We start from the raw sequence: 509 nt of genomic DNA, 5'->3' as shown, positions 1-509 counted from the left end.
ACTCCAGCACCAGTCACAGAGCAAGACAGCCTCGCGGCGAACCTTGCTGACAATTGGTGGACTCCGCTGCTGTTTTTAGCTCTTGGTGTAGGCTTAGCGTTTACGCCATGTGTTCTGCCAATGTACCCAATTTTGACCAGCATCGTACTTGGCAGCGGGAAACTCAGCCAACGCCGCGCTCTGGGTTTATCCCTAGTTTACGTGCAAGGCATGGCGCTGACTTACACTCTTCTCGGCTTAGTGGTGGCATCAGCAGGCATGCAGTTCCAAGCGGCGATGCAACACCCATATGTGTTGATTGGTTTGAGTATCTTATTCGTCACGTTGGCACTCTCCATGTTTGGTGTGTACACCCTGCAATTGCCAAGCAGTGTACAAACGTGGCTAAACAACCTGAGTAACAAACAGCAAGGCGGCAGCAGCGCAGGCGTATTCGCGATGGGTGCGATCTCAGGTCTGGTGTGCTCACCGTGTACCACAGCACCTCTGTCGGGCGCACTACTCTACGT

Annotated in this window: 1 protein-coding gene; it reads left to right on the top strand. The window is 53.4% G+C overall.

Features of this window, described 5'->3' with window-relative positions; genetic code table 11:
- Positions 1-509, top strand: a 509-nt coding sequence (locus R7Q09_RS28540) for a cytochrome c biogenesis protein CcdA (RefSeq protein WP_318144258.1), incomplete at both ends; no start/stop codon positions are given.

It is taken from the genome of Vibrio sp. 2130-1 (assembly GCF_033339515.1).
This window is presented reverse-complemented; position numbering and strand designations above follow the sequence as displayed.